Here is a 24,102-nt window from a genome sequence, read left to right on the forward strand (position 1 = left end):
CCCACAGGAGTTCTCCAGTGTCCGACACCCAAGATGACATCCTCAGCCTCACCGCCGGCATCGTGGCGGCCTACGTCGGCCGACAGGCCGTGACCGCCGACGCGCTGCCCGGTCTGATGCGCACCGTCCGCGACGGCTTGGTCGCGCTCCAGGACCTGGAGCCGGCCGCGGCGACGGCCAAGCCCGAGGGCTTCCGCCTGACGGCCACCGAGATCCGCAGGTCGATCCGGAACGACAGCCTGATCAGCTTCCTCGACGGCAAGCCGTACAAGACGCTGAAGCGGCACCTGACGTCCCACGGCCTGACGCCGGACGGCTACCGCGCACGCTTCGGGCTGCCCGACGACTATCCCATGGTCGCCGCCGGTTACGCCGCGCGGCGGTCGGCCTTGGCGAAGGCGATCGGGCTGGGCGTGCCCGGCGCCCAAGCGGCGCGGCAGGCGGCGGAGTAGCGCGATGGTCGAGATCCGCACGGTGGCGATCTCGCGTTACGCCGGCATCCGCCTCGTCCCCGACCCGCACATGGTCGACGTGACAGAGGATTGGTCGGAGGTGCGATCCCCGTCCCGAGCCGCCCGGCGGCGGCGTGAGGGCCATCCCCAAAGGATCCGCTACCGCGAGCTCCCGAAGCCGGAGTTCTACCACCTGCCGGCTCAGAACATGATCGTCGCCCATCCGGCGGTGATCGACAGGCTGCACGCGCGCCTCGTGGCCGACATGGATCGCCGCCGGGAAAAGCAGATCATGGATGCTGTTCTGGGGCGTCCGGTCTGCTGAGAGCGCCGTTGAGAGGGGAGCTTAGGAGGGGAGCATGGACACCATCACGGGACAGACGCTCATCAGCTGGGACGTGAAGCCCGGCGCCCACTTCAAGGAGGCGATCGCCACGGCGAACCGGATGCAGAGCGAGGGCGCGGAGCAGCCGACGATCCTTGCCGCGATCCAAGCCCTCGTCCCGGTCACGATCCCGATGCGGGCCGCTCCCATCCCTTATGCTCGGGCCATCGAGGCGGAGACGGGCGCCGAGCGAGCGAACGTCGAGGCCGTGTTTCGGCACATGGACGAGCTGATGCGCGTGCCCACGATCCGCGCCGGCGCCGTGATGCCCGACGCGTGTCCTTCCGGATCGGCGCCGGGCACGATCCCCGTCGGCGGCGTGGTGGCCTGCGAGGACGCGATCCACCCGGGCTTCCACTCGGCCGACATCTGCTGCTCGGTGGCCATCACCGTGCTGCGCGCGGACTGTGACCTGACCGGACTGCTCGACGCCGTCCAGGCCGTGACGCACTTCGGACCTGGCGGCCGCCGCGATCCGGAGCGGATGCCGGCCTCTGTCGTCTCGGCGATCGATGGCAACGCCTTCCTCGCCGATTTGATGAGCAAGGCGGTTGGCGACTTCGGGAGCCAGGGCGACGGCAACCACTTCGCCTATGTCGGCCGCCTGCGATCATCCGGCTTGCCGGCACTCGTGACCCATCACGGCTCCCGAGGCTTGGGCGCCGGCCTCTACAAGAAGGGCATGACGGTCGCCCAGCGCTACACGGCGAAGGTCGCGCCAGAGGTTCCGCGGCACAACGCCTGGATCAAGGCGACCAGCCTCGACGGGGAGGGCTACTGGGAGGCGCTCCAGATCCTCCGCGACTGGACCCGCGAGAGCCACTACGTGATCCACGACCAGTCCCTGGCGCGGATCGGGGCCGCTGCCGGCGATCGCTTCTGGAACGAGCACAACTTCGTCTTCCGGCGCACCGACGGCCTGTTCTACCACGGCAAGGGCGCGACCCCGTCGTGGACCGGCTTCTCTTCGGAGGACACGGGCCGCACGCTGATCCCGCTCAACATGGCGGAGCCGGTGCTTATCACCGCGCACCGGGACCGGCCGGAGACGCTAGGCTTCGCGCCGCACGGGGCCGGTCGGAACCTATCCCGCACGGCCTACCTGCGCGACAACGCGCCGGCGTACCCGCCTGGCATCGACGTGCGGTTCTTCAGCGGACGCCCCGACCTCTCCGAGCTGCCCGGCGCGTACAAGGACGCCGCCGCGGTGCGCACCCAGATCGAGGCGTACGAACTCGCTACCGTGGTCGACGAGGTCCTGCCGTTCGGGTCGATCATGGCCGGCGACTGGGAGGCCGATGCGCCTTGGCGGAAAAGGCGTGCTGCGGCCGTTGAGCCGCAGGCCGACGCGCCGGGGTGATGCCCTCAGCCGTGACGATGCGCCGGTGTCCACCCCACCTCATTCGGCTCGGCCTTTACCGTCCGGGCGTATCCGGCCTTCCGATCATGCCGCCCAAGCACGTGTGGCTGACGCGGTGGGCCCGGGACATGCCGCGGCAGTTCCGACTGTCGCGGGCGCAGATCTATCAGCGCGACCGGAGGAAAACTTGTGACGAACGAACCTCATCTGACTACGACCGAAGGTAAGCCCTTCGGCGCCACATGGCTCATCACCGCAACCTGGGCGCATCCTGTCTGGAGCCAGTACGCGCTCGCGCTCTACGATCTGACGACGCCGACCGATCAGCCGGCAGTCATCCACCTCGACGGCGCCACGCACGAGTTCCTCCTGGTCGCCCTCGATCCGGCCCGTCCGGCCACGAGCGCCCAGTCCATGGTCGAGGGTGGGCAAGTTCAGGCGCTCAGTCCGCCGAACCACGGGTACCAGTTCAAGGCTGAGAGCGACGCCGCGGCGGTGTCACGTCTCCAGCAGATCGTCGACGAGATCGAAGCGCAGCGCCTGTCCCCCGACAGCGACTTCCGGGCCGCGTGGGATGCGATGTTCCGGGACGCGCATTCCCTGCGGAGATAGCCGGCGCGGATGGCAGACGGGAACTCCGCCATTTGGGGAAGGAACAGACACGATGACCGTGCCCGAGCTTGAGACGCTATTAAAGTCGCTCCTCAAAGGTGAGTTTTCATCGCTGACGATTAGCTTCAACGATAGTAACGCGCCGAATTACAGCACCGTCCAAAAACACGCCGAGGGTTGGCCCGATTGGGACAACCACACCGATTGGGTTTCGGACGAGGAACGCGCCAGGGCCATCGAAACGAATAGTTGGTGGAACGTGCACTGGTATCCCGACACGCCCGTTGGCTTTTGCTCTATCAGCGCCTCAACCCTGCCGGCGCTGATCGCGGGCCTTTGCGCATTGGGCGACGGCAAGTCGGTCGAATAGCGCGGAGGGGCAGGACCCATGCTGATGGATGGCCGGCTGCGCGCGGCAGTTCTGCGTACGACCCTGGATCTCTACGCGTATTGGCAGGGCCAGCTCGGGCGGCCGGTCGATACCACGGGTCTGCTGTCCGCCGGGCTGTCCGGCCGGCCTCTGACCGAGCGGGTCTTCAACGCGTTCCCAGCCTTCGCTGCGGCTGCGCGTGACGGCTTCTACGGCGCCCTTCACGTCACGATGGACGACGGCAACCTGGAAGACGACAGCGTGGAGGATGCCGTCCGGGAGGCGACGGCGCAGGGCAACGCGGTCGAGATCGCCCTGGCGCGAACCCTCCAGCCCATGAGCTACGCCGAGCGGGTGGCGCTGTATCTCAGCCTGTCGCCGTACGAGGAAGCTATGTTCGGGGGCAAATACGACCGGTGATTGCTTTGCCGCAACGGCCCGAGCGGCGCGAACATGGTAGGAACGGGTAGCGGCGCATTGGGCCGCGCCACCGCGTTCGATGCTCGCCCGCCCGGAAGGTCCAGATCCCCCTCGTGAGCCGTTCACCTGCACCGACGTCGAGGGCTGGCTGAAGGCTGCGTTCCGGGCGATGCCCTACACCCCGATCTACGCGCCACGCGGCAACACGCTTCGCAGCGCGATGCAGAACCAACCCAGCGCGACCTTCGACATCCTGGCCTTCACCGGCACAGTGTTGGGGGATCGGTCGGAGGAACGGAAGATCCTGCTGCTCTGGGCGCGGGCGCTCGCCACCGAGGGCGAGGTCGGCGGCTCGATCTCTGAGTACTGCGCAGCTCGGGGGTGGTATCGCAGCAAGTTCGACCGCAAGCGGATCCGCGCCTGCCAGAAGATCGCGGACGAGAAGAACCGCGTCGACGGCCGACGCTGATCTATGTTCGGCTGCGGCCCATCGAAAATGCCGCAGCGGTCAAGTTTCCTCTTGACGATGCGGAAACGGACGCCGGACCACAGGCGGGTTGCTGCTTCGTTTCGAACCGGCACAGCATTGGGGATCCACCGTGCCGGCACCGTCGCAGTCGCAGAGCACCACCCACGCCTTCGCGCCGGCTCGGCGCTCCTCACCCGGCCGCCACGTCGGCGGCATCCGTCAGAGCCGCGTCCACGCCCCGCCGATCGGCACGCGCCGTCCGGAGACGCCGAACAAGCGCGTCATGGACATCGAGGACGTGCTGCGCTGGGCTTTCGTCGACGAGCTGCCGAAGCGGCGCGAGGACGACGGCTCGTTCCGGATGCGCGAGTTCCCTTCGGTCTGCCCGATGTTCGCCATGGCCCAGCACGGCGGCCGGATCGAGAACTTCACCCGTGAGCCCGGCTTCCCGGCTGCCATGGGCGAGCCGCACCCGGACGCGCTGATCGTCGAGGCGGCCGTCCTGGGGCTCTCCCGCTTCGCTGATCACCAGTTCGACGGCGATCTCGGGCTCGCCCCGGACCTCCCGCCCGGGCAGGACCAGCAGGGGCCGATGGCGCGAGCGATGCAGCAGCTCGTCGAGGTCGTGCGGATCCGGGCCCGGCTGGGCGCGCGTCCCACCTTCGCCGCATCGCCTGAGCCGGCGGCAGTCGTGGACAAGCAAGGCCGTCCGCTGGTGATGATCCTGCGTTCCACGATGAAGGCGGACGACGAGGGGCGGCTGCGCCCGCACCTGGTAGAGGAGAAGGTCGGCGCCGAGGGCAAGGATCGGTACCCGCGCGGGGCCTACTGCATTCTGGAGTGGGACGATCCGAAGTCGATCCTGATCGAGCGGGCTGAGTACGCCGCTTGGTGGGCCGGGCTCGACCTGCTGGCGCATGAACTCTCCGGCAAGCTCGCGTCGATCGCCGTGCTGCCGCCGGCGGCCGCCCAGCGTCCGTGGACCGGCGAGACGGATGCGGCGAAGCCGAAGCGGATCCTCGACAACCCGTCGAGCCGCAAGCGCCTGCGCGAACAGCGCGTCGACCAAGTCGTGAACTACCTCCTGTCGCACCGCCGGAAGAGCAGCCCCCGCAAGCCGAAGGCGGCTCCGGCGACGCAGTCGGCGACCGCCTGAGCTTTACCGACGACAACGGGTCGGCTCTGGGCGGGCCGGCGCTCTGAGTTTGGCTTCGATAACAGGCTTGACTGCGGTCAGTCGCTTGACGCATATGGACAGCGCAGAATTTTAAGACGGCCCCGGCGGAACCCCGCACGGGGCCGTCGCCGTTTCGGGGCAGCCCGAACGAGATGGTGCGGCGGCGGGGAAAGTCGCAGACCCGCAGGAGTGGGCCCTCACGAGGCGTGGGAGGGCTGGCCGCCTTGATCCGGCAGGCTGGCGGGTGACGGTGCAGAGCGCCGGTGAACCGTCATGTACCGGGATCGGGGAGTTCGGCGCGGTGGAACGGCCTCAAGCCGGCGTTGCGCCCGGCCCGCATCTTCCCGGTCCGTTCCCAAATCGGACCATTCCTTGGTAGGGTCGCCCCGATGACGGATCCGCGGCCGTGACCGAACGCGACATCGTCGAGCGCCTCCATGGCCTCTGCCTCCTGGCGGACCGCCTGCGCGCGCCGGGCCACCGGCACACGCCGGAGGACTACGTCGCCGACCGTGACGAGATCCGCGACCACGCGCGGCGGTTCTACCGGGATCTGACCGGCAGCTGGCCCGGGCACGAGGCCGGCTCATCTGGTCCCGAGCGCAGGCCGCACCCGCCAGTCCCGGCGGCGGTCCTGCGCCACCGCGAGCGCACCAAGGCTGCCCGCGCCGCCCGCGCCTGACGCACGGCCCGACCCACAGACCCACGCCCCGCCCTAGCGCGGGGTTTTTCGTTGAGAGCCACGATGACGCTTCGCCAGCGATTGGCCACGGTCGCGATGTGCGACGCCGTGCTCGCCTGCTCGGCTTGCACGCCGAGCCTGCGCCGCCGCGCGGAACGTCTGCGCGCCCACGCCGCCCGGGACTACTCCCGGGTGAGCTACCTCGTGATCGTGGTGGCCTGACGTGACGTTCGAGGACACCACCCTGCGCGTCGGCGTCGCTGCCGATGCCAAAGGCTACTCCGCCTCCGAGCGCCTCGGCGCCGGTAAGCCGAGCGCCGGAGAAAAGCGTCGAGCCGGCCGCACGCGCCGGATGATCATGGACCTGCCGAAGGACGGCGCGGTCGTGATCGTCCATTCGCCCTCGGTCATCGGCATCTTCCGCGACCTCATCCGGTCTGTGCGGGGCAACGAGGTCGCCGACGCCACGCGCGTTGTGGCCGCCCCGACCGTCCTCGACGAGCTGGCGGTCGTGCGCCGCCTCAGCCTGCCCGTGTTCCGCGACCACTTCGTCGAGGAGCAGCGCGAGCACGCCCGCGGCGTCCTCCATGCCTGGAGGCAGTGATGTCCCGCCTCGCCGCGCGCCTCGCGCTCTTCTTCGGCCTGCGCGCCCGGCCGGCGCCGACGCCGGAGCTGCTGATCCACCGCGGTGAGCGCGAGTTCTGCGCCGGGACTGCCGCCTTGGGGACGGCGTCGAAGCCGGTAGCGAAGCTCTCCGCCGAGGAAGCGCACCGGTGCTTCGGCATCCGCATCGTCCCGGCGACGTCGGACGAGGCGTTCCGGCACTACACCACGCGCCGTGTGATCGCCGACGAGCTCGTAAGCGAGCGCTGACATGGACGCCGCGCCGCTACCCTTCATCGCGTGCGCTTTCGTGCTCCTGATCGCGATCGCCGGCCTCGACGCCCATCACGGCGGCCGCAGCGCCGAGCGCGCCATCCAGGACGTGCTCCTGATCGGCGCTCTGCACTTCGCGCTCGCGGCCTGCGTCCTGATCGCGGCCATCTGCATGGGACACGCGGCATGAACACCGTCGTCGCCTTCGCCATGCTCTGCTCGGCGGCGATCGCCGGCTCGGACTGCGACCGCGCCAACGCGCTCGACGTCCTCGAGCAGCCGTCCGCCTCGGTCGAGGCGTGCAAGCTGCTCGGCCAGGTCATGGCCGCCGAGGCCTTCGGAGATCCGCGCGCGGGTCGCTACGTGAAGGTCGGCTGCCGCCGCCAGAAGCGCTGATGTCGTCCAACCGCCGCGTCGCCTGGGGCGCCGCCTTCGCCAAGGCTCGAGGGGATCGCATGGTACGCCGTGAGATCCGCGAGGAGCGCCTGCGCGGTCAGCGCTGCTCAGTTCTCGATCTCTCCGCGTGGCGCGGCCAGTCCGGCCGCCGCTACGTCGTGGCGGTCTACACGCTGGCCCAGGCCCGCGCGGACGTCGACGCCCCCGGAGCGGTCCTGATCGGTGTGCGCCGCGGTGATGACGGGCTCGCCCGCATCGTCGGCGTCGGCTGGCGCGGGACGATGTCCGAGGCCGTCGAGCTCGCCGCGGCCGACGGCGCCACCGAGATGCACGCCCACCGCCTCGCCGACTCCGACGAGGACCGCGAAGCGATCGTCGAGGACCTGGTGGGTGACGATGCGCTCTGAGCCCCGCCCACACCTCGACCTCTGGTCGCTCGTCGCGATCTACGCGGCCGCGGCGACGATCGTCGTCGAGGCGAGCTACCAGCTGCCGATGGCCCTGCTCGACGAGTGGGGCCGGATCCTGCGGGACCGGTGATGTTCCGCGCCTGGTACCGCCGGTTCGCACTGGGCTTCGCCCGGGCGTTCGCCGCCTGATTTGACCGGGTTTTGATCCTGCCATCCGCAGGCCGAAACGGGCGATTTTCAAGGTCTTAAAAGACCTTGGAAATTTCGGGTCGTTGAGGGCGAAAAGCGTAGTAAAAACATGAGCTTGCAGGCGGTTTCGGGCTCGCGCCGCGTGGCCCGTCTGCGGGCACGGAATAAAGTCCAGGCAGAGGCGAAGGCCACGGCCTCGACCCGCGCGGTGATCTACACCCGGGTCAGCACGGACGAGCAGGTCACGGGCCACGGGCTCGAGGCGCAAGAGCGCGCGGTCCGCGCGTTCGCCGAGAGCCAGAGCTACGAGGTCGTCGGGATCGTCTCCGATCCGGGCGTCTCCGGCGCGGTTCGCCCCGCGGATCGCCCGGGGTTCGCGACGATCCTGCAGATGGCCGAGGCGCGCAGCTTCGAGATCCTGCTGGTCGCCAAGATCGACCGCCTGTCGCGCGATGTGCGGCACGCGCTGATGACGGTCTCCGATCTGGCCGAGTTGCACGGCGTGGCCTTCCGGTCCGTGACCGAGGCCGTGATCGACACGTCCAACTCGATCGGGCGGATGTTCTTCACCTTCTTCGCCGGCATGGCGGAGCAGGAGCGCTACCTGATCCGCGACCGCACCGCGGGCGGGCGCACCACCAAGGCTCGGAAGGGCGGCTTCGCCGGCGGCCAGGCGCCCTACGGCTATGAACGCGACCTGGAGGGCGGCCTCCGGATCGTCCCGGCCCAAGCGAAGGTCGTCCGCCGCATCTTCGAGGCCCGGAAGCGCAAGACGACGCTGAAGGCGATCGCCGAAGCGCTGAACGCCGACGGCATCCCGGCGCCGAAGGGCGGCCGCTGGTCCATCTCGACGGTCGCCTACGTGACCGACAACATGAAGTACCGCGGCGCCATCGAGTACCTGTTCCGCTGGAACGGGCAGGAAACCCACGTGCTCGCCGACGGCGACCATGAAGCCATCGTGAAGTCGCCATGACCTGTCCGAACTGCCCCGCCAGCCGCGCCGGTGCCTGCGGCCGCCAGGGCTGCCGCGAGCGCCTCGCGGAACTCCGCGTGGCGACCGTCGTCGGTCCCGCCCGGGACGAGATGCTGCAGGCCGCCCGCGCAGAGCTTGGCCTCTTTCGCCTCTTGCTGCCCGAGGATGACTTCGCCCCACAGCTCGCCCGCCTCGACCTCCAAGAGGGCGACATCGTCACGGTGCGCACCCGCTCCAAGCTCGACGCCGACAAGGCCAAGCGATGGCAGGACGGCTTGGAGAAGCTGATCCGCGCGCAGGGCTGGCGCGACGTCGGGGTGCTCATCCTCGATGACTGCACCGACCTGACGGTCGACCGGCCGACCACGCGCCCCGCGCAGCAGCGCCGGGAGTTTCCGCAACCGATGCAGGGCTGCTGATCATGCCGAAGGCAACGGACCAAGAGATCCTGGCAGCCTCGTACGCTCTCCGCGTGGCGCGCGCCGATCTCAATGTCGCGTTCGATGCCGAAATGGCGGCGGAGCGGGAACTCGTCGCCCGGCGTCAGGCCCGTGACGAGGCTCGGAGCGTCGCGGATCGGGCCCACCGCGAGTTCGATCGTCTGCTCGAGCTGCGCGATCATCCGTCCGAACAGGCATGACATGGCCGCGCAGACGCTGACGATCCTCGATCCGGTCTCGGGCGAGCTGAAGACGATCACGGTCGGGCGCTGATCCCATGCTGAAGCTCGACGCCAGCGAGTTCGGCCTCAAGGCCGAGGCCGTTGGCCGAGCTGCCCGGCAGGTGCCGTTCGTCGCCGCGGTCGCACTGACCAACGCGATGAAGGACGCACGGGAGGCCGAGCGCGAGACCATGCGGTCCGTGTTCGACCAGCCGTCGAGGTTCACGCTCAACAGCCTGATGGTCCGGCCGGCCACGAAGCAACGCCTCCAGGCAGAGCTCGGCTTCAAGGAAGGCAGCGGGTCGATCCCGGCCTGGAAGTTCCTCGGGCCTCAGGTCGCCGGCGGCACGCGCCGCCACAAGCGGTTCGAGGTCCTGCTGATCCGCAAGGGTCTGATGCTTGCGGGCGAGTTCGCGGTGCCCAGCACGCGCTGTCCGCGGGACGGCAACGGCAACGTGTCGGGCGCCTTCATCACCCGCATGCTCTCGGCGCTCGGGGCACAGTCGGACCGGTACCAGAACACCACGGCGCGCTCGAAGCGCCGCAACGTCGGGCGGAACGTCGAGTACATCGTCTTCCGCAACCACGGTAAGGCACCGGACGGGATCTACCTTCAGAAGGAGAAGTGGGCGGTGCCCATCTTCCTGTTCGTGAAGGGCGTCAGCTACTCCAAGCGCTTCCCCTACTACGAGAAGGCGGGCGCCGTGGTGCCGGCCGCGTACCGGAAGCACTTCCGGGCGGCCTGGGAGCGCTTCGTCGTCAACGACGTGCGCCGGAAGAGCTGACCGGACGGCGGCCGCCAGCGGCCCGCGAAGGCCACGGGAGGGCCATCCGGGCGCCCGAGGGGCGGGCCGGAGGGCCGAGGGGTGCCTCACCCCCCTCCCCGGCCAAATCCAGGGTCCTTCCGGGAGGGGGGTGCCGGTGAGGGGAATTCGGACCCCATCGGTTCACCCTCTAAGAAATTTTGAAAACAGGGGTTGTTGTTGATGTCCGGCGCCATCGACGGCCGGCTCGTGAACCGGGCTGACCTCGCCGGGATCTTCGGCGTCAGCGTCAACACGGTGACGAGCTGGATCGAGAAGGGCTGCCCCTACGTCGAGCGCGGCAGCAACGGCGTCGAGTGGCAGTTCGACACGGCCGCCGTGATCAACTGGCGGATCCAGCGCGCCGTCGAGAACGTGGCGGTCAACGCTGGCGATGACGGCCCGAAGGACAGCAGCAAGGCCCGGCGTGAGGACGCCGACTGTCGGCGGGCGGTTGCCAACGCGATCGTCGCCGAGATCAACGCCGACGAGGCGCTCAAGGCGGTCGTGTCCCGGCACGACGCCGTCGCCGACATGGCGACCTTCTGCCAGGTCCTCCGGACCGGGCTGTCGAACATGGCCTCCAAGGTCGCCGGACGAGCGGCCACGATGACCAACGCCTCCGAGATCGAGGTGATGGCGAAGGCCGAGATGAACCGAGCCTTCACGGCCGCCCGCGAGGAGATCGCGCAGCGGTGGTTTGCAGGACGCGACCCCGACGATGACGCTGGCGGAGCGGATCGGAAACCACCAGCGGGGTGAGTACTCGGCTGGGCGCGTCGCCGCGCGCATTGAGCTGGACCAGCTGTTCGACGAGGCGCTCGAATTCAAGCCGAAGCTGTCGGGGTCGGCCTGGGCCGAAGAATACGGCCGCATCCCGAAGAGCACCGGATCTGAGAGCGGGCCGGTGACCCTCTACGGGTACCAGCGCGGCCTTCTCGACGCGATGTGCGATCCGACCCTGCCGCTGGTCACCGTCCTGAAGGCGGCCCGCGTCGGCTACACGCGGCTCGCCACGCTGGCGATCGGCTACCACCTCCATCAGGATCCGACGCTCTGCGCCATCGCACAGCCGGTCGAGCAACACGCGGCGGAGTTCGGCGGAACCGAGATCGCGCCGATGCTGCGCGAGACCCCGGTGCTGTCGCGCATGCTGCGGCCGAACCGTAAGGGTGAGAAGCAGGACTCCGAGACTTTCTTCCAGCTCTCGAACGGGGCGCTCGTGCGCATCGTCGGGGCGGCCTCGGACGACGCGTTCCGGCGCTACTCCGCCCGGTTCATGTTCGCCGACGAGATCGACGGCGACGGATGGACGCCCGGCGCCAAGACGCAGGGCGACAAGCTCAAGCTATTCTGGACCCGCGGCGAGACCTTCTACAACCGCAAGCAGGTCCGGGGCTCGACGCCGACGCTCGAAGAGACGAGCCGGATCTGGAAGCTCTGGCTGGCCTCTGACCAGCGGCGCTACTTCGTGCCTTGCCCGCAATGCTCGGAGCACGCCGGGGCGCTCGCTGGCTGGCAGTACCTGGACTGGGGCGGCAAGGACACGCCGCACGGTCTGAAGTGGGACCTCAACGAGGATCGCTCGCTCAAGTCCGTCTGGTACCAGGGCACCTGCGGCTGCATCATCGACGAGGGCAGCAAGGCCTGGATGGACGGCCACGGCGAATGGCGGGCGACCGCGACGCCGAAGACGCCCGGGCACGCTGGCTTCCACCTCTGGACCGGCATGTCGCTCAACGCGAACGCCGCGTGGCCGGTGATCGTGCAAGAGTGGCTGGAGGCCCAGGACGATCCCTCGAACCTCGTCCAACCGTTCGTCAACCTGCGCCTTGGCCGGCCGTACCGGCAGACCTACGGCCAGGAGATCAAGCCGACGGCGTTCTTAGAGCGCTGTGAGGAATACGGTGCCGAGGTCCCGGACTTCGTCACTACCCTGACGCTGGGCGGCGACGTCCAGTCGGGCGCCAACGCCCGCATCGAGGGCGGTATCTGGGGCTGGGGCCCTGGCCTGGAGAGCGCCCTGATTGGCCACTTCGTCCTGATGGGCGATCCGGCCGAGCCGGGCGTCTGGCAGTCCCTTGACGCCCTGCTGAAGCGGACCTTCCGCAAGGCCGACGGCACCGAGCTGCGCGTGACCGCGGCCGCCATCGACTCCGGCGGTCACCACACGGCGGAAACCTACGCCTTCTGCACCGAGCGCCGGAAGCGCCGGGTGTGGGCGATCAAGGGCAAGTCCGAGGCGCGGGGCGCCCGCTCCAAGGTGTGGCCTCGGCTGGCGTCCACGAAGCTCGGCTCGTCTTGGTACATGATCGGCGGCAACGCCGCCCGCGACTTCGCCTACGGCTCGCTGCCGCTGGTCGATCCCGGCCCGCGCTACGTGCACTTTCCGGTGGTGCCGGCGCGCGGCTCCCGGCCGATCGACGCCGAATACTTCGAGCAGCTGACCCGCGAGAAGCTGGTCGTGCGGCGCCAGGGCTTCACCGAGTGGGACAAGCCAAAGGTCCCGCGCGAGGCCGGCGTGTGCTTCGTCTACGCCTACGTCGCGATGTGCGGGCTCCAGAGCGTGTCCCGCCGCTACGTGGCGCTGGGCAAGATGCCCAACGCGACCGAGCCTCCCGACACGGCCGTGGCCGTCGAGGAGCCCGACGAGGCGCTTCCGATTGCTGCGGCCGCTCCGGTCGTACCCGCAGCTCCGGCGCCCCGGCCCACACCGCCACCACCGCCGCCGGCACCCGCCGCGGCCACACCCCGGATCAGGCGTTCGTCATGGCTGTAGACCACACGGCGCAGATCGTGGCGATGGAAGCCGCGCTCGCGCAGGGCGTGATGAGCGTCAGCTACGAGGGGAAGTCCGCCTCGTATCGCTCCTTCAAGGAGATGATCCAGGTCATCGCCTACCTGAAGCGCCAGCAGGCCAAGGCCAGCGGCCAGGGCCGCGCCGTCGCCGGCGTGGCGGGCTTCTCCAACGGCTACCGGACCCGCGGGTCGGGCTACGGCGGATACTAGCATGGCCGCCCTCAGGAAGGCGGCCCCCGGGCCCGCGCCGCGCCCCGGGCGCGGCATCCCGGGCAAGATGGCCCGCAGCTACGATGCCGCCGCCTCGACGCGTCTGCGCGAGCCGTGGCTGACGCGGTTCGCTTCAGCGGACACCGAGATCTTCGGGAGCGCGCGCACGCTGCGCGACCGCTCCCGTTACCTCGTCCGGAACAACCCGTACGCGGCCAAGGCGGTCGCGTCGCTCGTATCGAACATCGTCGGTGAGGGCATCGTCCCTCGTCCGGTGACCGGCAATAAGGCGAAGGACAAGCGGATCCGCGAGGTCTTCGAGCGCTGGTCGTTCCGGTGCGACGCAGCCGGCCAACTCGACTTCTACGGCCTGCAGACGCTGCTCTGCCGCGAGATGATCGAGGGCGGCGAGGTCCTCGTCCGCAAACGCCTGCGCAAGAAGATCGGGACCGGCGACGTCCCGCTCGAGCTGCAGCTCCTCGAGGCCGACTTCCTCGACCCGGCCCGCAACGGGATGCTGACGCCCGGCACGATCGCAATCCAGGGCGTCGAGGTCGACATCAAGACCCGCAAGCGGTCGGCCTACTGGCTCTACCCGCAGCACCCGGGCAACCTGTGGATCAACACCGGCGAGCCGACCGTGTCGGCGCCGGTGCCGGCCGACGAGGTGCTGCACGTCTACGAGCTGCAGCGAACGCAGACGCGCGGCGTCCCCTGGGGCACGCCGGCGATCGAGAACCTGCAGCTGCTCGCCGATTACGAGCTCGCGGAGATCACCCGCAAGCGCACCGAGGCCTGCATCGCCGGCTTCGTCGTCGACGCCGAGGACGCGGAGGACGAGTCGATCGCGCCTCAGGTCCTCGCGGCCGACGGCTCGGTCTACGAGAAGTTCGAGCCGGGCATGATCGCCCGCCTGCGCGGCGGCAAGGACATCAAGTTCAACGCCCCGAACGCGGTCGGCGGCTACGGCGAGTACAAGGTCAGTCAGCTGCAGACGATCGCGGCCGGCTACCGCGTGCCCTACGAGCTCGTCTCCAACGACCTCTCGAAGGTCAACTTCAGCTCCATGCGCGGCGGCCTCGTCGAGTTCCGCCGCCTGCTGCGCACCATCCAGTGGCACATCCTGATCCAGCTGGCCCTCCAGCCGATCTGGGAGTGGTGGTGCGAGATCGCGTTCCTCGCCGGCGTGATCGACGAGCCCGTGATCCCCGTGCAGTGGGCGCCCCCGAAATTCGAGTGGGTCGACCCGATGGCGGACGCCCAGGCAGCCCAGCTCGCGATGCGTACCGGCATCCGCTCCTACCAGGACGTGGTGTCGGAGACCGGGCGCAACCCGGACGACGTGCTCGACGAGATCAACGACTGGAACACCAAGTGCGATGACCTCGGCATTGTCCTCGACTCCGACCCGCGCGTCACGAACGTCGCCGGCCTCCAGCAACCGGACCGGGAGATCAGCCCCGGGGACGAGCCGGAGCTCTCCCGCCCGAACCGGGCAGCGCTCGTCCGGCTCGAGCGACGACAACGTGGTGCGGCTGCCGCCCGTGCACCGGGACGCCAGCGTGCGCCCGGAAAGCTTCGACGCCAAGGCCAACACGGTCGAGATCGTCTGGAGCACGGGGTCGAGCGTACGCCGCTACTCGTGGTGGGACGGTGAGGAATACGACGAGGTCCTCTCGATGGAGCCGGGCGCGGTCCGGCTCGATCGCCTGAACGCGGGCGCGGCCTTCGTCGACACCCACGCGACCCACTGCCTCGACAACGTCATCGGCGCGGTGGTGCCCGGCACCGCCAAGATCGAGGATGGGCGCGGCATCGCGACGATCCTGCTCTCGGCAGCCCCCGGCGTCGCCGACACGGTGCAGAAGATCCGCGAGGGCGTGATCCGCAACATCTCGGTCGGGTACTGGCTGCACAAGGTGGTCAAGACCGAGGCCGACGACGGCAGCGTCGCCCGCCACGACGTCGTCGATTGGGAGCCGCTGGAGATCAGCGCCGTCCCCGTGCCGGCCGATGCCGGCTCACAGATCCGGTCCGCTGGGGGCGACGAGGGCGAGGCGATCGCCCGCTCCTCCTGCCTCATCGTGACCCGAACCCCGGCCTCCGGGCCGTCCCCGCAGAGCCGTGGAGACCAGTCCATGACCACCCGCAAGCCCGCCAAGCCGAAGTCCCAGCGCAACAAGACCCCGGCGGAGATCGAGGCCGAGAAGAAGCGGCAGGCCGAGGCCCGCCGCGCGGCCGCCGAGCGCGCCAAGCGCGACGAGGACGACGCCGAGGAGGACGAGTCCGAGCGCGACGAGGACGAGGACGAGGCGCGCGACGGCGACGAGGGCAAGAAGGACGACGACGCGGATGCCGACGACCAGCGCGACGGCGACGATGACGACGCCGACGACGAGGATCGTGACGGCGACGACGACGCGGACGAGTCCAAGAAGGACGACGAGCGCGCCGCCGGCGCCGCGGCCAAGCGGGCGGCCGAGGCCGCGGTGAAGGCCGAGCGCGTCCGCTCCGCCAAGATCACCGAGATGGCCGAGCGCGCCGGCCTGCCCAAGCTCGGGCGCAAGCATCTGGACCAGGGCACGTCGGTCAAGCGCTTCGGCGAGATCGTGCTCGAGCGAATGCTGAAAAAGCAGGAGGCCCGTGGCCACGAGACGCTCGCCGGCACCGGCGCCGAGGAGATCGGCCGCGACGCCGCCCGCTCCGGCTCGAAGGCCGCCTTCCAGCGCGAGGTCGAGGAGGGCGCGGCCTTCTTCCGGCGCCTCAGCGGCAAGCCCGATCCGAAGAAGAACTGATCCTGCCGGGCGCGCGGGTAACCGCGCGCTGCCCACCCCGTCGCGGCCGGCCTGAAGGCGGCCATCCAGAGGACCCGCCCGAATGACCGTCTTCTCGAACTTCCACCCGACCGCCCTCTACGCCGGCGACTTCCCGCGCGTCACGCGCTCGCTCGTGATCGCCTCGGGCGCCAATGCCCCCGGCGTGCCCCTGAAGCGCGGCACCCCGCTCGGGCGCGTCACCGCGACCGACAAGTACATCCCGAGCGTCAAGACCGCTTCGGACGGCTCCCAGGTTCCGACCCACGTCCTGACCTTCGACGTCGACGCCAGCGCGGCCGACGTGCGGGTGAAGGGCTACGAGACCGGCGAGTTCGCGGGCGAGGTCATGCCGATCGACGCCTCCTGGTCGATCCAGACGCTGGACGACGCCTTCCGCATCGCCGGCCGGAACATCTTCATCCGCTCCGTCGGCGCGGTCGCCTGACCGCACGCCGCTCCCCGCAACAATCCGGACTGACACAGGGCGCCTCGGGCGCCCTTCTCTTTTGGAGAACCGCCCGTGGCACTCGACAACAGCTCCGTCTACTCCACCGCGTTCCTGCTCGGCGCCTACGGCGTCATCGACCGCCCGAACCCGTTCCTGTGGAACCTCGCGTTCGGCATGGAGCAGCAGTTCGAGACGGAGGAGGTCTACTTCGACAAGGTCGAGCGCGCCCGCCGCCTCGCCCCGCTCGTCCATCCCGGCGACGTCGGCCAGCCCGAGCGCCTGCGCGGCTTCAACGCCGCGAGCCTCGTGCCCGGCTACGTGAAGCCCAAGCACGTGATCGAGCCGAACCGCATGCTGCGGCGCCGGCCCGGCGAGCGCCTGCTCGGCGAGTTCTCCCCCGAGGAGCGCCGCGCCATGATCGTCATGGATACGCTCAAGATCCAGGACGACCAGATCACCCGCCGCGAGGAGCTGATGGCCTGTCAGCTCATCCAGACCGGCGGCTTGGTCCTCTCCGGACCGAACTACCCGCAGCGCACCGCGGTCGACCTGCAGCGCAATCCCAACCACACCGTCGCGCTGACCGGCGGCGCGCGCTGGGGTGAGACCGGCGTCGACGCGCTGGACTTCCTGCGCACGTCCGCCGCCACGGTGCAGAAGAACTCGGGCTTCCACCCGAGCGTGGTGGTGCTGGATCCGCTCGCCGGCAACCTGCTGGTGAAGTCGCCCGGCATCCAGCAGATCATGAACTCGTTCCGCCAGACCAAGGGCAACGTCGACCTCGGCGGTGTCGTGGTCGGCGGCGTCGGCCGCGAGGCGAAGTACCTCGGAGACACCGGCGAATTCGAGTTCTGGGTCTACCAGCAGTACTTCACCGACGATCAGGGCAACGTCACCCAGTTCATGCCGGACTACACCTGCATGATGCTGGATCCGGTCGGCGCGCAGGGCACCCGCCTCTACGGCGCCATCCAGGACGTGCGCGCGCTGCGCGCCATGCCGCGCTTCCCGAAGAACTGGATCAGCGAGGACCCGTCCGCGGAGTACCTCATGACCCAATCGGCGCCGCTGCCGGTCCTGGGCTGGGTCGACGCGACCTTCTGCGCGACCGTCCGCTGATCCCGCCGGCGCCGCTCCGGCGGCGCCTCTGGCTCCCGCTGAGGTGAGGCCCGGTGCTCATGTCCAAGAAGACCATCGTCACCAAGATCGCCCTCGGCGTCGAGGATCCGGACCACGACGTCGCCGAGGTGCGCGACACCACCGGCACCGTGCTCGTGCCCGCCTCGCGCGGGATCGCGCACAAGAAGGCCGGCGAGGCCGTGACCCTCGACGCCGACGAGGCCGACCGGATCCTTGCCCGCTTCGGTGGCGAGGTCCTGGAGGAGATCTCGGACGAGGAGCCCGCCATCGACGCCAAGCCCGCCGGCAAGTCCGCCGCGAGGACGGCCGCCACGTGATCGACCTCGCCGCCCTAGCGCTCGGTCCCGGCATCGCCGCGTTTGGGCGGCCGGTCACGGTGACGCCGCCGGCCTCGACGCCGGTCCGCCCGCCGTTCGACGCCACCGGCGTCTGGACGGTGCGGAACACGAACGTCGGTCTGGAAGCCGAGCAGAGCCTGAACACCACGGTGCTCACGCTCGGGATCCGCCTCTCGGACTGGACGTACGAGCCCGAGCAGTTCGCCCTCGTGCGCATGCCCGCCGCCGGCTTCTACCCGGACGAGGGCACGCTCTGGATCGACGACATCGATCCGGACGGCCAGGGCGGCGCGACCCTGACCCTGAAGCGCGGGTACCCGCCGGAGCTGTGATGCCGTCACCATCGACGCAGATCCGCGACGCGATCGTCGCGCGTCTCACGGGTCAGACCTGGCTGCCGGTCAAGGCCATCCGAAAGCAGCCGCGGCCGCAGATCCAGCCCGCGAACCTGCCCGCGCTCCTGGTGATCCTCGTCGACGAGACGGAGACGCCGGAGGACGAGGCCAACATCGGACCGACGCGCTTCATCAGCGAGGTGACCGTCGGTATCTCGGTGGTGATCGGCCATCAGCCTCCCGAGCAGCTAGACGCCGACCTCGACGACATCGTCGACCGGATCCGCTCGCATCTGCTGACCGATCCCACGTTCGTTCGCGGCGTCGATCGGTCGAAGGACGAGGACGATCCGGAGCGCTATCCGCTGTTCGAGGCGGTGAGCAAGGTCCGCCGCGGCCGCGTCTTCCCGCAGGACGGGGAGACGTATTTCGCCGAAGGCCGGCTGGAGATCACCTTCCTGGCCCGCACGAACTACGAGCCGGTGATCCCGGATCTGCTCGAGCACGTCGTCATCACCGCCCGCCCGGCCAGCGCCGGCCCGGGCACGCCCCCGATCGGGCTCACGATCGACCTCCCCACGACCTGAGCCGGCCCGCGCCGCTCCCAATCCGAGGACATCGCCATGGCCGGATCAGCCACGGTCGCCGTCAGGGCGACCGAGGAGCGCTACCGCGCGCTCAAGCACATGCCGTCGCAGACCGGCTTCGAGGCGGACGGCACCGCCCGCTGGCCGGCCGACCAGTTCACGTTCCGGCTCCGGGACGAGGGCGCCATCGAGCTCCTGGAGGAGCTGCACGACGCCGGCGGCCCCGCCGCCGCACCGTCCTCCGCCCAGCCCGCCACCCGCGCGAGCGCCGCCGCGCCCGCCGCCGCTTCGCAGGAGTAAGCCGCGATGGGCCTCACCCGCATTCCGCCGACCTACAAGATCCCGGGCGCCAACACCGAGTTCGATCCCTCCCAGGCCGGCACGCCGACCGCGCTGAAGTGGATCCTGCTCGTCGGGCACCTGATTTCGGCCGGCTCGGCCCCGCCGAACCAAGTCATCGCCTGCGGGACCAGCCCCGACGCCGACGCCCTGTTCGGCCCTGGCTCGATGCTCGCGCGCATGTTCAAGACGACCTTCAAGGGCGTCACGAGCTTGCCGATCTACTGCCTGCCAGTGCCGGAGCCGGCCGCCGGCGTCGCCGCAACCGGCGCCATCACCGTGACGGCTGCCCCGACCGTCGCGGGCACCTATCCGCTCTACATCGCGGGCCAGCTCGTGCCGATCGCCATCGTCTCGGCGGACACCACGGCGACGGTGGCCACCAAGATCGCAGCCGCGATCACCGCGACCCCGGACCTGCCGGTCACCGCCTCCGCGGCGGCCGCCGTCGTCACCCTGACGGCCAAGTGGAAGGGCCTGACCGGCAACGACATCAACGTGCAGGACTGCTACCTCGGCCGCTACGGCGGCGAGCAGCTGCCCGCCGGCCTCGCCGTCACCTATCCGACCGGCAATCAGCTCTCGGGCGGCACCGGCACGCCCGACTTCACCTCGGCGATCGCGAACCTCGGCGACGCGCCCTACAAGTTCGCGGGCCTGCCGTTCAGCGACTCCGGCTCCTACGCGGTCTGGGGCGGCGAGTACGGCTTCGCCGACGGCGGCCGCTGGGGGCCGTACCGCCAGAGCTACGGCCAGATCTTCTCGGCCCGCCGCGGCGCCTACGCCGATCAGGCGACCTGGGGCCCGTCCAACAACTCGCCCGTCATCTCGACGATGCCGTTCGAGCCGCAGAGCCCGTCGCCGGTCTGGGAGTGGGCCGCCGCCTACACCGCCGCCGCCGCGTTCTCGATCAACGCCTACGCGGCCCAGCCGCTGCAGACGCTGCCGCTCTACGGCATCCTGCCGGCGCAGAAGGGCTACCGCTGGAACAAGACCCAGCTCAACGCCCTCGCGCAGGTCGGCCTCGCGATCCAGGGGACCGACCTCTACGGCGGCACCACCAACGTGCCGGTGATCCTGCGCGAGCAGACCCAGTACCAGGTGAACAGCTACGGCCAGGCCGACAACGCCTACGAGCTGGTGACCACGCTCGCCACTCTCGACGAGCGCTACACCCGCCTGCGGCAGGCGATCACCAGCAAGTTCCCGCGTTGCGCGCTCGCCGACGACGGCACCAAGTTCGCCGCCGGGCTGCCGATCGTCACGCCGTCCTCGATCAAGGCCGAGCTAATCGCCGAGTATCGGGGCATGGAATACGACGGCCTCGTCGAGAACGCGGCCCTCTACATCCAGAACCTCGTCGTGCGCCGCGCCACCGAGGCGAACACGATCGAGATCCTGGACCCGCCGGATGTGATCAATCAGCTGCGCCGGATGAACATCCTTGCGCAGTTCCGGCTCCAGTACCCGTTCAGTTCGTCCAGCAACTGACCGTCCTCGCCCCTGACCGCAACCTGACCCGCCCCTGAGGCGGGTTTTTCTTTGGAGAACCGGCCATGGGCCAGAGGATCGCCGGCATCGCCTACGTCAAGGTGAACGGTAGGCAGTACGGGCTGCGCGGCTCGTTCGTCGTGTCGCCCTCGCTGACGAAGCGCGAGGGGGTGGCCGGCCAGGACAGCGTCCACGGCTTCATCGAGACGCCGCGCGTGCCCTTCATCAAGGGCGACCTGTCGACCATGGACGGGCTCACCATCGCCGAGCTCGACGCGATGGTGGACGAGACGGTCACTGCCTCGCTCGCCAACGGCAAGACCTACGTGCTCGCCGGTGCCTGGACCGAGTCCGCGCACGAGATCGACACCGGCGCCGGCAAGGTGGCGGTGACCTGGATGGGCCTCACCTGCGACGAGTTCTGATCATGAGCGACAGCACCGCGCCCGCGCGCGATCCGCGCGAGATCTCCTGGCCGCTGGAGTTCCCGCTCAGCAAGCCGATCGTTGTCGGCCAGAACACCGTGCAGTTCCTGAGCCTGCGCGAGCCCACCGGTGAGGAGGTCCTGAAGTTCGGCCTCCTGGAGGGGCTGTCGGCCGACCAGTTCTTCCCGCTGGTGGCCGACCTCTCCGCGACGCCCCCGCCGGTGCTGATGAAGATCGGCGCGCGTGACGTCCTGCAGTTGGGGACCATCCTCAGCCGTTTTTTCGTGTGGGCGGCCCTGCCGCCGGTGCCGTCGACGACTGCCTCCGCCTAGGCCTCGCGTTCCACGCGTGGCCGTTCCGCGATCCGCCCGGCGCCATGCCGCCGGCGATCGTGGCCCGCCTGATGGCCCGCACCCTGGCGCTGATGCCGCGCCCCGCTCCACGCGAGGACGAGGATGGCTGACGACAAGCTCAGGATCGTCGCCACCGTCGAGGATCAGTTCACCGGCCCGCTGTCCAAGCTCGAAAAGGGCCTGAAGCACGTCGGCGAGGAGACGGCTAAGCAGGGCGCGACCTGGAAGAAGGATTGGGCCGGCGTCCGGGAGGAGGTCGGCAAGTTCCAGGGCGTCCTGCGCGGCTTCGATCCGATCTTCGCGGCCGTCGGCGTGACGGGCTTCGGCGCGGCCATGTCGCTCACCGGCATGGTCACTGCGCTCAAGGGCTTCTCGGGGCAGACCCGCGACCTGAGCCAGATGGGCCGCCAGATCGGGATGACGGTCGACCAGCTGCGCACGCTGGGCTCGCTCGGCGAGAAATTCGGCGTGTCGGCCGACGCGATGCGCGGCGCGATCGGCCAGTTCGCGACCAACATGGTCGACCTGCGCCAGCGCTGGGGCCAGGTCTACGGGGAACTCAAAAACATGAACCTCGGCAGCCTGGCCGAGGACCTCGTGAACGCGCCGAGCATGGAGGCTGCCGTCGAGACGGCGATGAAGGCCCTCCAGAACATCCCGGACTCGATGAAGGCGGCGCGGGTCTCCACGCTGATCTTCGGCACGCCGGACATGGCGACGATCTCCCGGAACATCACGGGCAAGATCAGCGACGCGCTCAAGCAGACGCAGGCCGATATCGGCCACCTCGACAAGGAGACCGAGGAAGCCGCGCGGCGCTTCGAGGAGCACTTCAGCCGGATCGGCCGTGCAGCCGAGAAGGCGAAGCTCAACCTCCTGGGCCCCGCCCTCCGGAACGTCGCCGGCGCCCTCGACCAGATGGATGCCGCCGCGGCGGATCCCGAAGGCGAGCAGCTCAAGCGGCTGAAAGAGAGCCGGCAGAGTGCAGACACCGCGGTGAAGGCCGCGCCCTACGGCACCGGCTGGTACTTTGAGCGGCAGCGCGACAGCCTGGATCAGGAGATCGCGCGCCTGGAGAAGCGTCGCGCCGCGCCAGCGGCCACGGCCGTCGAGGACAAGCTCGGATCGGCCAAGGCGGAGCTCGACTATTACCAGAACCGCCGCCTCACGAAGGATCCGGGTCGCGAGAAGGAACTGGCCGAGGAGATCCGCCGCCTGACCGAGGAGCTGCGGCGCCTGCGGGAGAACGGTTCGGGGACCCCCACCGTCCAGCAGCAGAGCTTCAGCGGCAGCAACAGCGGCGGTGGTTCGCTGATCCAGAAGGCGGCCTGGGGCGGCTTCGGCTCGTCCGGGGGGGCGGCGATCCCGTCGTATGGCGCCCCTGGCGGCGGCGATGGAGGTGGGAATGGTGGGGCCGGCGGCGGATCGCGCTCGCGCTCCGACGGTGGGTCTGGCTTCGGTGGCAGATCCGGCTCGGGCGGCGGATCGCCGGACGGCAGCGATCGAGCGGTTGTCACGCCCCGCGGATCCGGGCGCGGGAACCCGCGGGGCGCCCGCACCGGCGAGATGATGCGCTACGCGATGGACCAGCTCCGTCGCGAGGGCGTGCCGGAGGGCCAGCTCCGCCAGGCGGCGGCGCACCTCGTCGGCCAGGCCCACATGGAGTCGGGCCTGGATCCCAACAAGATCCACGATGGCGGGACCGGCTACGGCATCTACGGGGCCCGGGACCCGAAGGGCTGGGGCACCTATCGCGGCGCACGCCGCAGCGACATGGTGCGGTGGCTCGAGGCGAACGGCTACGCGCGCAACTCGGCCGAAGGGCAGATGCGCGAGATGGTCCACCAGGCCATGTCCGGGAAGTACCCGCGCACCAAGGCTATCCTGATGGGTCGCGGGACCGGCGACGTCGAGGCCGACACCAACGCGATCACCAAGGAGTTCGAGTCGCCGGCGGTCATCAACCGGCGCTCCGGCGCCGTCCGGAACGCCCTGCGCATCGGCCCCGACGAACCGAGTGCCAGCATTGACCCCAGCAAGGGCGGCCCCCTCGCGGACAAGGCCGGCCCCCTGAAGCCCACCGTCGACGATCCCGACCTGTTCCCCAACGGTGCCCCGCGGGTGCTAAAGCCTAACTCCATGAAGGACGCGCCCGGCGTCACGATGGAGGAAGCTGAGCGTCGACGCGAGGCGGCGAAGTCCGCGGCGCGTCGCCCCGAGGTCCTGGCCGATCCAACCGACGAGCGCCGGCAGGCCGGGAAGCCCTTCTACTCCGAGGAGGACGATCAGCGCGCGGCTCGCGATCTCGGCATCGCGCTGCGCGCGCGGCGCGCGAAGGCCGACGCACCCGCACCGAAGGAGAAGGTCGGCGACGCGCTGATGGACCGCTTCTACGGCAAGGGCGCGGCCAGCGCCGGGCAGGCGATGCAGATGCCGGGCGGGTCGCAAGCGGGCGGCAAGGGCTCGCTGCACATCAAGGTCGATGGGCCGCCCGGGACGAAAGTGAAGGCCGATATGAGCGACTTGTTCGGGGAGACAAAGGTCTCCCACGGCAAGTCGCAAATGAGCATGGCGCAGGCATAG

Annotated in this window: 35 protein-coding genes; all 35 read left to right on the plus strand. The window is 69.7% G+C overall.

All coding sequences use genetic code 11. The features are described 5' to 3' along the window. Positions 1-17 precede the first annotated feature (17 nt). The 35 genes from J3A75_RS14930 to J3A75_RS15095 all read left to right on the plus strand — a co-directional run bounded on the left by J3A75_RS14930 (position 18) and on the right by J3A75_RS15095 (position 24,102). The gene (locus J3A75_RS14930) at positions 18-452 is read left to right on the plus strand and encodes a MucR family transcriptional regulator (RefSeq protein WP_209650355.1); all 435 of its coding nucleotides are present in this window, start codon (positions 18-20) and stop codon (positions 450-452) included. A 4-nt stretch (positions 453-456) separates the two neighbouring features. Further along, entirely contained in the window at positions 457-777 is a 321-nt protein-coding gene (locus tag J3A75_RS14935) for a hypothetical protein (protein ID WP_209650356.1), read from the plus strand. 34 nt (positions 778-811) lie between these two features. Continuing rightward, complete coding sequence (locus J3A75_RS14940; protein WP_209650357.1) at positions 812-2,197, plus strand: RtcB family protein; 1,386 nt, start codon at positions 812-814, stop codon at positions 2,195-2,197. A 189-nt stretch (positions 2,198-2,386) separates the two neighbouring features. Then, on the plus strand, positions 2,387-2,809 hold the full coding sequence (locus tag J3A75_RS14945) for a hypothetical protein (RefSeq protein ID WP_209650358.1): 423 nt from the start codon (positions 2,387-2,389) through the stop codon (positions 2,807-2,809). A 52-nt stretch (positions 2,810-2,861) separates the two neighbouring features. After that, positions 2,862-3,179: a hypothetical protein gene (locus tag J3A75_RS14950; RefSeq protein ID WP_209650359.1), complete on the plus strand. Its 318-nt coding sequence runs from the start codon at positions 2,862-2,864 to the stop codon at positions 3,177-3,179. Between the two features lie 18 nt (positions 3,180-3,197). After that, on the plus strand, positions 3,198-3,599 hold the full coding sequence (locus tag J3A75_RS14955) for a hypothetical protein (RefSeq protein ID WP_209650360.1): 402 nt from the start codon (positions 3,198-3,200) through the stop codon (positions 3,597-3,599). 79 nt (positions 3,600-3,678) lie between these two features. Then, on the plus strand, positions 3,679-4,068 hold the full coding sequence (locus tag J3A75_RS14960) for a hypothetical protein (protein ID WP_209650361.1): 390 nt from the start codon (positions 3,679-3,681) through the stop codon (positions 4,066-4,068). Between the two features lie 130 nt (positions 4,069-4,198). After that, complete coding sequence (locus tag J3A75_RS14965; RefSeq protein ID WP_209650362.1) at positions 4,199-5,224, plus strand: hypothetical protein; 1,026 nt, start codon at positions 4,199-4,201, stop codon at positions 5,222-5,224. A gap of 427 nt (positions 5,225-5,651) precedes the next feature. Next, positions 5,652-5,927 (plus strand): hypothetical protein, encoded by a 276-nt coding sequence (locus tag J3A75_RS14970; RefSeq protein WP_209650363.1) that lies wholly within the window; start codon positions 5,652-5,654, stop codon positions 5,925-5,927. 63 nt (positions 5,928-5,990) lie between these two features. After that, positions 5,991-6,149 (plus strand): hypothetical protein, encoded by a 159-nt coding sequence (locus J3A75_RS14975; RefSeq protein WP_209650364.1) that lies wholly within the window; start codon positions 5,991-5,993, stop codon positions 6,147-6,149. Position 6,150: 1 nt separating this feature from the next. Beyond that, positions 6,151-6,531, plus strand: coding sequence for a hypothetical protein (locus J3A75_RS14980; protein ID WP_209650365.1), 381 nt, complete (start codon positions 6,151-6,153; stop codon positions 6,529-6,531). After that, positions 6,531-6,800 carry a hypothetical protein gene (locus tag J3A75_RS14985; protein ID WP_209650366.1) on the plus strand — a complete coding sequence of 90 codons (270 nt, stop codon included), beginning with the start codon at positions 6,531-6,533 and terminating at the stop codon, positions 6,798-6,800. The genes J3A75_RS14980 and J3A75_RS14985 overlap by 1 nt, the downstream gene beginning before the upstream one ends. A 1-nt stretch (position 6,801) precedes the next feature. Continuing rightward, positions 6,802-6,993 carry a hypothetical protein gene (locus J3A75_RS14990; protein WP_209650367.1) on the plus strand — a complete coding sequence of 64 codons (192 nt, stop codon included), beginning with the start codon at positions 6,802-6,804 and terminating at the stop codon, positions 6,991-6,993. Then, positions 6,990-7,199, plus strand: a complete 210-nt coding sequence (locus J3A75_RS14995; protein ID WP_209650368.1) for a hypothetical protein — start codon at positions 6,990-6,992, stop codon at positions 7,197-7,199. Before J3A75_RS14990 ends, J3A75_RS14995 begins: the two co-directional genes overlap by 4 nt. Then, positions 7,199-7,606 carry a hypothetical protein gene (locus tag J3A75_RS15000; protein ID WP_245364428.1) on the plus strand — a complete coding sequence of 136 codons (408 nt, stop codon included), beginning with the start codon at positions 7,199-7,201 and terminating at the stop codon, positions 7,604-7,606. Before J3A75_RS14995 ends, J3A75_RS15000 begins: the two co-directional genes overlap by 1 nt. Next, complete coding sequence (locus J3A75_RS15005; protein ID WP_209650965.1) at positions 7,590-7,739, plus strand: hypothetical protein; 150 nt, start codon at positions 7,590-7,592, stop codon at positions 7,737-7,739. The genes J3A75_RS15000 and J3A75_RS15005 overlap by 17 nt, the downstream gene beginning before the upstream one ends. Positions 7,740-7,907: 168 nt before the next feature. Then, positions 7,908-8,774 carry a recombinase family protein gene (locus J3A75_RS15010; RefSeq protein ID WP_209650369.1) on the plus strand — a complete coding sequence of 289 codons (867 nt, stop codon included), beginning with the start codon at positions 7,908-7,910 and terminating at the stop codon, positions 8,772-8,774. Between the two features lie 77 nt (positions 8,775-8,851). Then, positions 8,852-9,193 carry a hypothetical protein gene (locus J3A75_RS15015; RefSeq protein WP_209650370.1) on the plus strand — a complete coding sequence of 114 codons (342 nt, stop codon included), beginning with the start codon at positions 8,852-8,854 and terminating at the stop codon, positions 9,191-9,193. A 2-nt stretch (positions 9,194-9,195) separates the two neighbouring features. After that, a complete protein-coding gene (locus J3A75_RS15020; RefSeq protein WP_209650371.1) occupies positions 9,196-9,414 on the plus strand; it encodes a hypothetical protein in 219 nt (72 codons plus the stop codon). 77 nt (positions 9,415-9,491) lie between these two features. After that, a complete protein-coding gene (locus tag J3A75_RS15025) occupies positions 9,492-10,220 on the plus strand; it encodes a hypothetical protein (RefSeq protein WP_209650372.1) in 729 nt (242 codons plus the stop codon). Between the two features lie 201 nt (positions 10,221-10,421). After that, positions 10,422-11,000: a terminase small subunit gene (locus tag J3A75_RS15030; protein WP_209650373.1), complete on the plus strand. Its 579-nt coding sequence runs from the start codon at positions 10,422-10,424 to the stop codon at positions 10,998-11,000. After that, positions 10,960-13,017 carry a terminase gpA endonuclease subunit gene (locus J3A75_RS15035; protein WP_209650374.1) on the plus strand — a complete coding sequence of 686 codons (2,058 nt, stop codon included), beginning with the start codon at positions 10,960-10,962 and terminating at the stop codon, positions 13,015-13,017. Before J3A75_RS15030 ends, J3A75_RS15035 begins: the two co-directional genes overlap by 41 nt. Beyond that, positions 13,008-13,247, plus strand: coding sequence for a phage head-tail joining protein (locus J3A75_RS15040; protein ID WP_209650375.1), 240 nt, complete (start codon positions 13,008-13,010; stop codon positions 13,245-13,247). The genes J3A75_RS15035 and J3A75_RS15040 overlap by 10 nt, the downstream gene beginning before the upstream one ends. 1 nt (position 13,248) lies before the next feature. Further along, the gene (locus J3A75_RS36555) at positions 13,249-14,904 is read left to right on the plus strand and encodes a phage portal protein (RefSeq protein WP_245364427.1); all 1,656 of its coding nucleotides are present in this window, start codon (positions 13,249-13,251) and stop codon (positions 14,902-14,904) included. Then, on the plus strand, positions 14,810-16,042 hold the full coding sequence (locus J3A75_RS15045) for an HK97 family phage prohead protease (RefSeq protein WP_312892505.1): 1,233 nt from the start codon (positions 14,810-14,812) through the stop codon (positions 16,040-16,042). The genes J3A75_RS36555 and J3A75_RS15045 overlap by 95 nt, the downstream gene beginning before the upstream one ends. Before the next feature lie 82 nt (positions 16,043-16,124). Next, entirely contained in the window at positions 16,125-16,508 is a 384-nt protein-coding gene (locus tag J3A75_RS15050; RefSeq protein WP_209650377.1) for a head decoration protein, read from the plus strand. Positions 16,509-16,583: 75 nt separating this feature from the next. Next, the gene (locus J3A75_RS15055; RefSeq protein ID WP_209650378.1) at positions 16,584-17,630 is read left to right on the plus strand and encodes a major capsid protein; all 1,047 of its coding nucleotides are present in this window, start codon (positions 16,584-16,586) and stop codon (positions 17,628-17,630) included. Positions 17,631-17,689: 59 nt separating this feature from the next. After that, positions 17,690-17,968 carry a hypothetical protein gene (locus J3A75_RS15060; protein ID WP_209650379.1) on the plus strand — a complete coding sequence of 93 codons (279 nt, stop codon included), beginning with the start codon at positions 17,690-17,692 and terminating at the stop codon, positions 17,966-17,968. After that, positions 17,965-18,321, plus strand: coding sequence for a hypothetical protein (locus tag J3A75_RS15065; RefSeq protein ID WP_209650380.1), 357 nt, complete (start codon positions 17,965-17,967; stop codon positions 18,319-18,321). Before J3A75_RS15060 ends, J3A75_RS15065 begins: the two co-directional genes overlap by 4 nt. Next, positions 18,321-18,911: a hypothetical protein gene (locus tag J3A75_RS15070; RefSeq protein ID WP_209650381.1), complete on the plus strand. Its 591-nt coding sequence runs from the start codon at positions 18,321-18,323 to the stop codon at positions 18,909-18,911. The genes J3A75_RS15065 and J3A75_RS15070 overlap by 1 nt, the downstream gene beginning before the upstream one ends. Before the next feature lie 36 nt (positions 18,912-18,947). Next, entirely contained in the window at positions 18,948-19,211 is a 264-nt protein-coding gene (locus tag J3A75_RS15075) for a hypothetical protein (protein WP_209650382.1), read from the plus strand. Positions 19,212-19,217: 6 nt separating this feature from the next. Continuing rightward, complete coding sequence (locus J3A75_RS15080; protein WP_209650383.1) at positions 19,218-20,741, plus strand: phage tail sheath C-terminal domain-containing protein; 1,524 nt, start codon at positions 19,218-19,220, stop codon at positions 20,739-20,741. 65 nt (positions 20,742-20,806) lie between these two features. Beyond that, the gene (locus J3A75_RS15085; RefSeq protein ID WP_209650384.1) at positions 20,807-21,166 is read left to right on the plus strand and encodes a phage tail tube protein; all 360 of its coding nucleotides are present in this window, start codon (positions 20,807-20,809) and stop codon (positions 21,164-21,166) included. A gap of 2 nt (positions 21,167-21,168) precedes the next feature. After that, on the plus strand, positions 21,169-21,498 hold the full coding sequence (locus J3A75_RS15090) for a phage tail assembly protein (RefSeq protein ID WP_209650385.1): 330 nt from the start codon (positions 21,169-21,171) through the stop codon (positions 21,496-21,498). A gap of 123 nt (positions 21,499-21,621) precedes the next feature. Then, positions 21,622-24,102 carry a phage tail tip lysozyme gene (locus tag J3A75_RS15095; protein ID WP_209650386.1) on the plus strand — a complete coding sequence of 827 codons (2,481 nt, stop codon included), beginning with the start codon at positions 21,622-21,624 and terminating at the stop codon, positions 24,100-24,102.

Origin of the sequence: Methylobacterium sp. PvP105 (genome assembly GCF_017876975.1) — a bacterium.
GTDB lineage: Bacteria > Pseudomonadota > Alphaproteobacteria > Rhizobiales > Beijerinckiaceae > Methylobacterium > Methylobacterium radiotolerans.

Excerpts from the sequence above, each read along its gene's own strand:
- J3A75_RS14935 (WP_209650356.1), top strand. The coding sequence starts at position 457 with ATGGTCGAGATCCGCACGGTGGCGATCTCGCGTTACGCCGGCATCCGC.
- J3A75_RS15035 (WP_209650374.1), top strand. The coding sequence starts at position 10,960 with ATGACGCTGGCGGAGCGGATCGGAAACCACCAGCGGGGTGAGTACTCG.
- J3A75_RS15010 (WP_209650369.1), top strand. The coding sequence starts at position 7,908 with ATGAGCTTGCAGGCGGTTTCGGGCTCGCGCCGCGTGGCCCGTCTGCGG.
- J3A75_RS14985 (WP_209650366.1), top strand. The coding sequence starts at position 6,531 with ATGTCCCGCCTCGCCGCGCGCCTCGCGCTCTTCTTCGGCCTGCGCGCC.
- J3A75_RS15000 (WP_245364428.1), top strand. The coding sequence starts at position 7,199 with ATGTCGTCCAACCGCCGCGTCGCCTGGGGCGCCGCCTTCGCCAAGGCT.
- J3A75_RS36555 (WP_245364427.1), top strand. The coding sequence starts at position 13,249 with ATGGCCGCCCTCAGGAAGGCGGCCCCCGGGCCCGCGCCGCGCCCCGGG.
- J3A75_RS15075 (WP_209650382.1), top strand. The coding sequence starts at position 18,948 with ATGGCCGGATCAGCCACGGTCGCCGTCAGGGCGACCGAGGAGCGCTAC.
- J3A75_RS15025 (WP_209650372.1), top strand. The coding sequence starts at position 9,492 with ATGCTGAAGCTCGACGCCAGCGAGTTCGGCCTCAAGGCCGAGGCCGTT.
- J3A75_RS15030 (WP_209650373.1), top strand. The coding sequence starts at position 10,422 with ATGTCCGGCGCCATCGACGGCCGGCTCGTGAACCGGGCTGACCTCGCC.
- J3A75_RS15060 (WP_209650379.1), top strand. The coding sequence starts at position 17,690 with ATGTCCAAGAAGACCATCGTCACCAAGATCGCCCTCGGCGTCGAGGAT.
- J3A75_RS14940 (WP_209650357.1), top strand. The coding sequence starts at position 812 with ATGGACACCATCACGGGACAGACGCTCATCAGCTGGGACGTGAAGCCC.
- J3A75_RS15090 (WP_209650385.1), top strand. The coding sequence starts at position 21,169 with ATGAGCGACAGCACCGCGCCCGCGCGCGATCCGCGCGAGATCTCCTGG.
- J3A75_RS15070 (WP_209650381.1), top strand. The coding sequence starts at position 18,321 with ATGCCGTCACCATCGACGCAGATCCGCGACGCGATCGTCGCGCGTCTC.
- J3A75_RS14950 (WP_209650359.1), top strand. The coding sequence starts at position 2,862 with ATGACCGTGCCCGAGCTTGAGACGCTATTAAAGTCGCTCCTCAAAGGT.
- J3A75_RS15080 (WP_209650383.1), top strand. The coding sequence starts at position 19,218 with ATGGGCCTCACCCGCATTCCGCCGACCTACAAGATCCCGGGCGCCAAC.
- J3A75_RS14960 (WP_209650361.1), top strand. The coding sequence starts at position 3,679 with ATGCTCGCCCGCCCGGAAGGTCCAGATCCCCCTCGTGAGCCGTTCACC.
- J3A75_RS15085 (WP_209650384.1), top strand. The coding sequence starts at position 20,807 with ATGGGCCAGAGGATCGCCGGCATCGCCTACGTCAAGGTGAACGGTAGG.
- J3A75_RS14975 (WP_209650364.1), top strand. The coding sequence starts at position 5,991 with ATGACGCTTCGCCAGCGATTGGCCACGGTCGCGATGTGCGACGCCGTG.
- J3A75_RS15050 (WP_209650377.1), top strand. The coding sequence starts at position 16,125 with ATGACCGTCTTCTCGAACTTCCACCCGACCGCCCTCTACGCCGGCGAC.
- J3A75_RS15040 (WP_209650375.1), top strand. The coding sequence starts at position 13,008 with ATGGCTGTAGACCACACGGCGCAGATCGTGGCGATGGAAGCCGCGCTC.
- J3A75_RS14990 (WP_209650367.1), top strand. The coding sequence starts at position 6,802 with ATGGACGCCGCGCCGCTACCCTTCATCGCGTGCGCTTTCGTGCTCCTG.
- J3A75_RS15020 (WP_209650371.1), top strand. The coding sequence starts at position 9,196 with ATGCCGAAGGCAACGGACCAAGAGATCCTGGCAGCCTCGTACGCTCTC.
- J3A75_RS14955 (WP_209650360.1), top strand. The coding sequence starts at position 3,198 with ATGCTGATGGATGGCCGGCTGCGCGCGGCAGTTCTGCGTACGACCCTG.
- J3A75_RS15095 (WP_209650386.1), top strand. The coding sequence starts at position 21,622 with ATGGCTGACGACAAGCTCAGGATCGTCGCCACCGTCGAGGATCAGTTC.
- J3A75_RS14995 (WP_209650368.1), top strand. The coding sequence starts at position 6,990 with ATGAACACCGTCGTCGCCTTCGCCATGCTCTGCTCGGCGGCGATCGCC.